Source organism: Candidatus Magnetaquicoccus inordinatus (assembly GCF_004217665.1).
Classification (GTDB): Bacteria; Pseudomonadota; Magnetococcia; order Magnetococcales; family Magnetaquicoccaceae; genus Magnetaquicoccus; species Magnetaquicoccus inordinatus.
This window is the reverse complement of record NZ_RXIU01000165.1, coordinates 1-7,974: the sequence shown is the minus strand read 5'-3', so window position 1 is coordinate 7,974 and position 7,974 is coordinate 1. Positions and strand designations below refer to the sequence as shown.

Annotated in this window: 9 protein-coding genes and 1 pseudogene; 9 read left to right on the top strand and 1 reads right to left on the bottom strand. The window is 52.3% G+C overall.

All coding sequences use genetic code 11. The features are described from left to right. Positions 1–325: pseudogene (locus EJP87_RS17840) on the top strand (hypothetical protein); the annotation flags it as partial. Positions 326–477: 152 nt separating this feature from the next. On the opposite strand, the gene EJP87_RS11535 reads toward EJP87_RS17840, so the two are convergent. After that, positions 478–927, bottom strand: a complete 450-nt coding sequence (locus EJP87_RS11535) for a hypothetical protein (RefSeq protein WP_130472028.1) — start codon at positions 925–927, stop codon at positions 478–480. Between the two features lie 136 nt (positions 928–1,063). On the opposite strand from EJP87_RS11535, the gene argJ reads away from it, so the two are divergent. From argJ to soxZ, 8 genes are all read left to right on the top strand, one after another. After that, positions 1,064–2,287: a bifunctional glutamate N-acetyltransferase/amino-acid acetyltransferase ArgJ gene (gene argJ / locus EJP87_RS11530; protein WP_130472027.1), complete on the top strand. Its 1,224-nt coding sequence runs from the start codon at positions 1,064–1,066 to the stop codon at positions 2,285–2,287. Next, positions 2,287–2,985 (top strand): GMP/IMP nucleotidase, encoded by a 699-nt coding sequence (gene yrfG, locus EJP87_RS11525; protein ID WP_130472026.1) that lies wholly within the window; start codon positions 2,287–2,289, stop codon positions 2,983–2,985. Before argJ ends, yrfG begins: the two co-directional genes overlap by 1 nt. A 276-nt stretch (positions 2,986–3,261) precedes the next feature. Further along, complete coding sequence (locus tag EJP87_RS11520) at positions 3,262–3,843, top strand: DUF302 domain-containing protein (protein ID WP_130472025.1); 582 nt, start codon at positions 3,262–3,264, stop codon at positions 3,841–3,843. A 105-nt stretch (positions 3,844–3,948) separates the two neighbouring features. Further along, the gene (locus EJP87_RS11515) at positions 3,949–4,575 is read left to right on the top strand and encodes a c-type cytochrome (protein ID WP_130472024.1); all 627 of its coding nucleotides are present in this window, start codon (positions 3,949–3,951) and stop codon (positions 4,573–4,575) included. 22 nt (positions 4,576–4,597) lie between these two features. Continuing rightward, on the top strand, positions 4,598–5,905 hold the full coding sequence (locus EJP87_RS11510) for an NAD(P)/FAD-dependent oxidoreductase (RefSeq protein ID WP_130472023.1): 1,308 nt from the start codon (positions 4,598–4,600) through the stop codon (positions 5,903–5,905). 321 nt (positions 5,906–6,226) lie between these two features. Then, the gene (locus tag EJP87_RS11505; RefSeq protein ID WP_130472022.1) at positions 6,227–6,835 is read left to right on the top strand and encodes a NapC/NirT family cytochrome c; all 609 of its coding nucleotides are present in this window, start codon (positions 6,227–6,229) and stop codon (positions 6,833–6,835) included. Positions 6,836–6,975: 140 nt separating this feature from the next. After that, positions 6,976–7,380, top strand: a complete 405-nt coding sequence (locus tag EJP87_RS11500; RefSeq protein WP_193771319.1) for a thiosulfate oxidation carrier protein SoxY — start codon at positions 6,976–6,978, stop codon at positions 7,378–7,380. Positions 7,381–7,430: 50 nt separating this feature from the next. Further along, positions 7,431–7,769, top strand: a complete 339-nt coding sequence (gene soxZ, locus EJP87_RS11495) for a thiosulfate oxidation carrier complex protein SoxZ (RefSeq protein ID WP_130472020.1) — start codon at positions 7,431–7,433, stop codon at positions 7,767–7,769. The last annotated feature ends 205 nt before the right edge of the window (positions 7,770–7,974 follow it).

Sequence of the window (7,974 nt, the reverse complement as noted above, 5' to 3'; positions counted from 1 at the left end):
GCGTTCGCCTCTTCCTGAGTTGCCTTCCTTGGCAGGGTTGGGAGATTTGTTGACAGCCAGTGCCTTGGTCATGCCGGTGGTGGATCGGGAGCAGGCGATTGTGCCGGTTGCTGATGTGCATACAGTACGCCGCCAGTTGCGGGCCATGGGGAGTGGTTATCCGCATCCAGAGCAAAGCAAAGGGTTGCGTGGCAGAGGCTATTGGAGTGCCTTGCAGCAGCTCTATCACCAGCAATTTGCACTGCCGGATGACTCTCTGGCCTGTACTGTGGAGGTTTTGTTTGGACATGCCTGGAAGCGTGCTGCGCCCGCCAAAAGCTTGTGAACAACCATTCTGTGTCGGCCAAGCGGCAAGGAGTCACAAAGTGCGCGACCAGAGTTATCGCGTAGAGGGGCGCGGAGTGTACAGACCGACCACTCCGCGCAGAAGGGTCATATATCATCGGCCCGAAGGGGCAGTGGCTGAGGAGACAGCCCCTAAGGGCTAAGCCATTTTTTCCAGAGGGCCCCCTTGGTTGGTTTGTCGGCAGTGCGACAGGAGGCGGGTTGCCATTCGGCGATTTGTTCTGGTTTGATCCGGGAGAGAACCCACCAGGGGACGATTCCCCCTTGTCCGCCACAACCGCAACCGGCCCGTCGCGGATGAAAAACCTTGACGATCCAGGGATCCTCTTGATTCTGTACATAGACCATCGTGCTCCAGACGCCGCTCTCTTCGCGCAGGATCTCCTCCAGAAGCTGTTCCAAATGCCGACTGGCGGTTGGACCATCGACAGTTTGTGCGGGGGGATCGGTATGCGGTTCGACCAGATACCAGCCATCGAGGTTGGCAATGGTGTGGGCCAAGCGTTGGGCATCTTCTTGACGGATCATGCCGTCGAAACGTCCTGACAACCGTTTTGCGAAAGAGGGGGTTTCGCTGTGCATCGTGGAGCTCATGATGGTGAAGGGTTTTCTCGGCAGTCGGTTTTTCGTATCATCCGACCTGCAATAGCATCCACTACTATGGCTGAAGCAAAAGGTGTTGTCCACCCATTAGCCAATTTTTTGCGTGAGGTATTTTATGGCAGTCACCCACTCTCCTTTTCCTGATTTGCCGCTGGTACAGGGTTTTCGTCTGGCAACTGCCGCTTGTGGTCTCAAGCAGAGCGGTGCTTTGGATCTGCTGTTGGTGGAGATGGCAGCCGAGACCACTGTTGCCGGTCTGTTTACGCGCAATCAGGTGGTTGCGGCCCCGGTCACACTCTGTCGGCAACGATTGGCGCAGAACCAGGGGATGGCGCGGGCGCTGCTGGTGAATGCCGGCAATGCCAATGCAGTCAATGGAGAGCGTGGGATGCAGGATGCACTTGCCTTGTCACAACAGGTGGCCAGTCTGCTGCAACTGCCTGAGGAGGCGGTGTTGTTGGCTTCGACAGGGGTGATTGGGGTACCTTTGCCGTTGCACAAACCGCAACAGGCTATTCCTGAGCTGGTAGAGAATTTGCGCGCCTCGGGGTGGCAGAGTGCTGCGCAGGCGATTATGACCACCGATACCTTTGCCAAGGGGGCAGGCCGCACCCTCACTTTGGGGGGAAAAGAGGTCCAGGTGGTGGGAATCAGCAAAGGGGCAGGGATGATCCATCCCGACATGGCAACCATGTTGGCCTTTCTGTTTACCGATGCTGCAGTTGCGCCGGAGCTGCTGCAGAGGATTGTGCAGCAGGCGGTGGAGGAGAGCTTTAACAGCATTTCGGTGGATGGGGATACCTCCACCAATGATACGGTGTTGCTTTGTGCCTCTGGGGCCTCTGGAGCGCCGTTGTTGCGCGATGCGAGCGCTCCAGAGGCGCTGCGTCTGCTGGCTGCGGTGACAGAGGTGTGTCAGGAGCTGGCGCAGGCCATTGTGCGCGACGGCGAGGGGGCGAGCAAATTTATCCAGATTCAGGTGGAAGGGGCGCGCAATCGGCAGGAAGCCAAACAGGTTGCCCTGTCAATTGCCAAGAGTCCGCTGGTCAAGACCGCTTGTGCGGGCAGTGATCCCAACTGGGGACGGATTTTGGCGGCGGTTGGTTATGCAGGGGTACCCTTGGCAGTGGAGCGCCTCTCTTTGTGGTTGGGTGAGGTGGCTGTTGTTGCCGATGGTGGCCGGCTTGCCTCCTATAGGGAGCAACAGGGTAAAGAGGTGATGCAGCGGGAGGAGATTGTGATTCGTGTTGGATTGGGATTGGGTGAGGCGAGCCATACGGTGTGGAGCTGTGATCTGACCCATGGCTATATCACTATCAATGCCGAGTATCATACCTGATGCCGCACTTCAAGGAGAGTGTTGCCCATGCGGGTCTGCCCTGGGATGCCATTCAAACGGTGCTGTTGGATATGGATGGCACTTTGTTGGATCTCCATTTTGACAATACCTTTTTTCGCCAGACGGTGCCGACAGCTTTTGCCCGGCAGCGCGGGATCAGCTTGGCGGCGGCACAACAGCAGTTACACGAGATCTATCGGGCAGTTGAAGGGAGTTTGGCATGGTATGATCTGGATTATTGGTCGCAACAGTTGGATCTGGATATTCCTCTGCTCAAGGAGGAGGTTGCCCATTTGATTCGCGTGCACCCGCAGACTCCCGCCTTTTTGCAGGCGTTACAAGATGCGGGCAAGCCCACCCATTTGGTGACCAACGCCCATTCCCGTTCTTTGGCCATGAAGCTGCAGCGTACCCCTATTGGCGCCTATTTTGTTGCAGTGCATACCAGTCATCAATATGGCCTGCCCAAGGAAAATCCGGACTTTTGGCCACGTCTGCAACAAAAGATAGCTTTCGATGCGCAATCGACATTATTGGTGGATGATTCTGAGGCAGTACTTATTGCAGCGCAACAATTTGGTATTCGCTATTTATGCCATATAGCGGCACCCAGTTCAACGCAACCGTCATGCCCTTCCCAGCGCTTTGTTTCGGTGGACAATTTACAAGCGTTAATGGCTGGACTGATGCCAACCTAGTGAAAAATATAGAGATTGGCTGTTAAGTAAAAGTTAATAATTATATTCTAATATTGATCAAAAAATTGTCAAATGGGGAAAAAATAAGGTAACATTGCGATAAATAGAAAAAAATCTATTACACGTTTTTTTTATTGACATGTCTATGCTTGGCAGTATTTACTGTCACACGATGTTAGATTCGGAAAAATTCATTGACCTTGGCTTCGCCTGGGGATATGACAGGATGCTCGGTGTAGAGAAGATTCACGACAACCCGTTTTGGAGATCGCCACGATGTCGCTATTCAAAAATCTGTTAGCATTGATTGGTCTGGCTGTATTGATTGGAGCAGGTTATGGTTACAGCAAGCTGGCACCGATCATGGCAGAGTTTGATCCGGGCTATATGAAGATTTACACTGAGTTTGCCACAGCTCTGCTGAAGACGCGCGACCCGGGTGAGGCAATGATGTGGGCGGTTCCGGTTGAAGACAGCAAATTGACGGTGGATGAGGTTAAAGACTCTCTGAAGAGTTTGGCTTCGGCCCGCAATTTTCTCTTTGTGGGAGAGGCGCCATTCTACAAGCAGGTAGAGGCGGTTACCGGACAAAAATCCCGCCATATTTCATTTCTCTCGTTTTGTGATGTGATGGTGGGCAAGATGATGGCCGACTATCGCGATGCCTATACCGGTTTCATGCCTTGTCGTGTGGCTGTGGTGGAGGATAAATCGGGCAAGATATGGTTGTATACCATGAACTTGGATATGATGATCCATGGGGGACGTCGTCTGCCGGAAGATCTGCGCAAAGAGGCGTTGCGCATTCGGAACGTGATTTGGGAGATAGTAAACGGTGCTGCAAAGGGTGAGTTCTAGAAGTGGGTTCAGCCGGTGAGATGAGCAGGTTTCTGTCTGTTTGCCAGTCGACAGAACAGGTAAGGCACTCCGGGGACCATAATCCATTTTGATGGGAGGAAAATCATGCAACAAAGAAAAATCCGCATGTTGACAGCAGTAGGGGGGGTATTGGCGGGTATGATGCTGTTGGGTGCATCTGCGGCACAAGCGGATGCTACTGGTCCCATGTTGGCCAACACCTGTGCTGGTTGCCATGGGACCAATGGTATTTCAGCAGGTCCGGCCATGCCGACTATTGCTGGCATGCCTGCAAAATATTTGAAGGCTGTGATGGCAGATTTTGCCAGCGGCAAGCGTCCTTCCACCATTATGGGTCGTTTGGCCAAGGGATATTCCGAGGCGGAGATTGCTCTGATTGCCGATGAGTTTGCCAAACAGAAATGGCAAAATGCCAAGAGTGGGCCACAATCCAAAATGGCTACAGCGGTCAATGCCAAATTGGCAAAAGAGGGCGAAAAGGCCACCAAGGGTGCCAAGTGTGACAAATGCCATGAAGATAATGGTGTGTTCCAGGATGATGATACCCCCCGCGTTGCTGGGCAGTGGTTGGATTATCTCCGCTTCAAGGTACAGGATTTGAAAAATCCAGAGCTGAAGGTTCCACAGGCAGAGAAAATGAAGACAGGGATCGATAAGCTGTCTGCCGAGCAGTTGGAAGCCGTGGCCCATTTTTATGCCAGTCAGAAGTAGAGTGTAGAGGAGAGCTACCATTATGACCAATTTGACACGTAGAAGTTTTATTAAGTTGAGCAGTGGCGTAGCGGCGGTCAGCCTGACCTCTTCTTTTGGTGTACCTGCCATTGCTGGTGAGGCCAAACAGAAGGTGGTGGTGGTCGGCGGTGGTTATGGCGGAGCTGTCGTGGCCAAATATATTCGCATGGCTGATCCCAAGGTTCAGGTTACCCTGGTCGAAAAGAATGCCGACTACTATTCCTGCCCGCTGAGCAACTGGGTGGTGGCCGGTTTTCGCGACATGGCCTTGCAAAAGTGGAACTATGAAGGCTTGAAAAAGCATGGTGTCGAGGTGGTGATCGATGAGGTGACCGCTATTGATCCGGCTGGCAAATCGGTTGCTACAGCAGGCGGCAAAAAGCTGGCCTATGATGCCTTGGTTGTTGCCCCAGGTGTCGATTTCAAGGATTTTCCAGGATATGATGCCGAGGCGCAAAAGAAGATTGTGCATGCCTGGAAGGCAGGTCCGGATACTGTGACTTTGGCCAAGCAGATTGCTGCGATGCAGGATGGCGACACCTTTATCTTGGTGGCTCCGGCGGATCCCTATCGCTGCCCGCCTGGTCCCTATGAGAGAGCCAGTCTGGTGGCCCATTATCTCAAGAAAAACAAGCCAAAATCCAAGCTCCTGATTCTGGATGCCAAGCCAAAATTTTCCAAGCAGGGACTGTTCCAGGAGGGCTGGACGCAGTTGTATGGCTTTGGTTCGGATAACAGCATCATCAAATGGGTTTCCGGTGCCGAAGGTGGCAAGGTGGTCCGGGTGGATGCCAAAGAGATGGCTGTGTATACCGATAACAACGGCTTTGAGGAGAAGCATGTTGGTGCCTGCATCAACTTTATTCCGCCCAATACCGCCGGCAAGATTGCCATTGCCGCTGGTCTGACCAATGAGAGCGGTTGGTGCCCGGTGCATTTGAATACCTTTGAGTCGAAGCAGCACAAAGGGATTTTTGTAGTGGGTGACTCTTCGGCATCGGGTGGCATGCCCAAATCTGGCTATGCAGCCAACTCGCAGGCCAAAGTGGTGGCGGCAGCCATTGTTGCCCGGCTGAATGGCAAGGAGCCGGGTGAGCCCTCTTATGTCAATACCTGCTATAGCATGTTGAGCCCGGACTATGGCATTTCGGTGGCAGCGGTCTGGAAGTATGATCCGGCCACACCGGACAAGGTCAAAGAGATCTCCTCTGGAGTTTCGCCCTCGAAAGCGCCGGATTTTATTCGCAAGCAGGAAGCGCTGTATAACGAGAGTTGGTATCAGAGCATTATGGCGGATACCTTCAGCTAAAGTGCACGGTTGGGCAAACGATACCTCTTACGGTTGACCAGTACAGGGGGGGCAGGATTGGTCCTGCCCCCCTCTTTGTGTCGAAAATATATCTGATTAGCCGATTTTTTGGGAGTCTGTACTGTATTATCTGAATTTTGCATGATTACCCGGTCTGAAGGGGGCCGAGCTGTTCTGCTGAGGATCAACAGGATCCTTGCAGCAGCCGGAATGGGTTGTGTATCCTGACATTCCAGGCAGGGTGGGGGGGTGGTTTTGGTGCTGCCTCAGACGCACACTTAAAAACCATCGAAGCCAATTTTAGCGTTGGGAGTTGCGTGGATGACATTCCTGAAAAATCTCTGGGCCATTTTATGGAAGCCCAGTTCATTGGCCTTGGGAACCTTGTTGATTATTGGATTTGGTGGGGCCTTTATCTTTTTTCTGTTGTTTCACTTTGGTTTCATGACGGCAACCAACAAGATGGAGATCTGCATCTCCTGTCATGAAATGACCAGTGTATACCAGGAGTATAAAGAGAGTATTCACTATAGCAACCGTACCGGAGTCCGGGCGACCTGTGCCGATTGCCATGTGCCGCATGGCAAGGATATCGGTGATTACATCGATAAATTTATTGCCAAGGCCAGAGTGGGGACCAAGGATATTTTCCATCATCTGATTGGAACCTATTCCACGCCAGAAAAATTTGAGGCAGCGCGTTATCGTTTGGCGCAGGGCATTCTGGAGGAGATGCGGCATCGGGACTCCAAAGAGTGTCGTTTTTGTCATAACTTTGAAGCGATGAATCTGGAAAAGCAAGAAAAGTCCGCTGTGAACAAGCATAAGCGGGCTATGGAAAAGGGGGACAAAACCTGTGTCGATTGTCACAGTGGCATTGCCCACAAATTGCCGGATGAGCCAGAGAGCTTAGACGGTAAAAAGGAGTAACCGGGAAGGAGCACTATCCTTTTTGTCAACGCCCAGTTGGAGGCTTGAGAGTGGTTATGGATCAAACAAACAGTGTAACACGTAGAAAATTTTTTCACACCGCAGGTTTGCTGGGTGCGGCCGTTGCAAGCAGCAGCTTGATGGGGCTTCCCTCTATTGCTCGTGCTGAGGATGCCGCTCCGGCAGTCAATATTGATGAACTGATTGCCAAAAAGGTCGGGGCTGGTCCGATTGCCATGGAAAAGGTCACTTTGGACATCCCTGCCACTGCTGAAAATGCTGCTTTGGTACGGATGCCGATCATGGTCGATCATCCCATGGAAGCAAACAACTATATTCAGACAGTGCTTTTGATCATCGACAGCAATCCCAATCCTGAGATTGCCCAGTTTGATTTGACACCGGAAGCGGGTAAAGTTTCGCTGGAGTTTCGTGCCCGGATGGCCAAAAGCTCCAAGGTGCGGGTGATTGCCAAGAGCAACAGCGGCAAATTGTATGGCCTGGTCAAAGAGATTCAGGTAGCCGCCGGTGGTTGTTCCGGTTAGGCCGCTTTTTTCCTGAACAGAACCGATGTCTAGCGTGAGAGGATAACAAGATGGCAGATGAGATTGGCAATCCCAAAATTCGTGGTCCCAAAGATCCGGTCAAAAAGGGTGAGTTGGTAGAGATCAAATCCTTGATCAAGCATCCCATGGAGAGTGGTTTGCGCAAGAACAAGGAGACCGACCAACTGATTCCGGCGCATTATATTGAGAGTGTGGTGGTGGAGTATGCGGGCAAACAGGTTTTGAAAGCAACCTGGTCAGGAGCAGTCTCCAAGGATCCCTTTTTCTCTTTCTTTGTCAAAGCAGAGAGTACTGGTCCTTTGAAGATGACCTGGAAAGATAACAAGGGGCAGTCGTTCACGGCGGAGGCACCCATTACGGTTGCCTGATCGTTGCTGAGCACGCTCTTTTGCTGTGTGTGTTGGTAGGAGGACGGGGGATAGCCCGCCTCCTACCGATTGCAAGTTGGTGTGCAAGATCTTTGCAAAAAAGCAGGGAGCAACTGGCAAGATCACAGCCGGGTTGCGGATGAGAGAGCCGATGAGGCTCTTTTTTGTTGTTGGGCATACAAACGTCGTGAATCGGCGATCAACT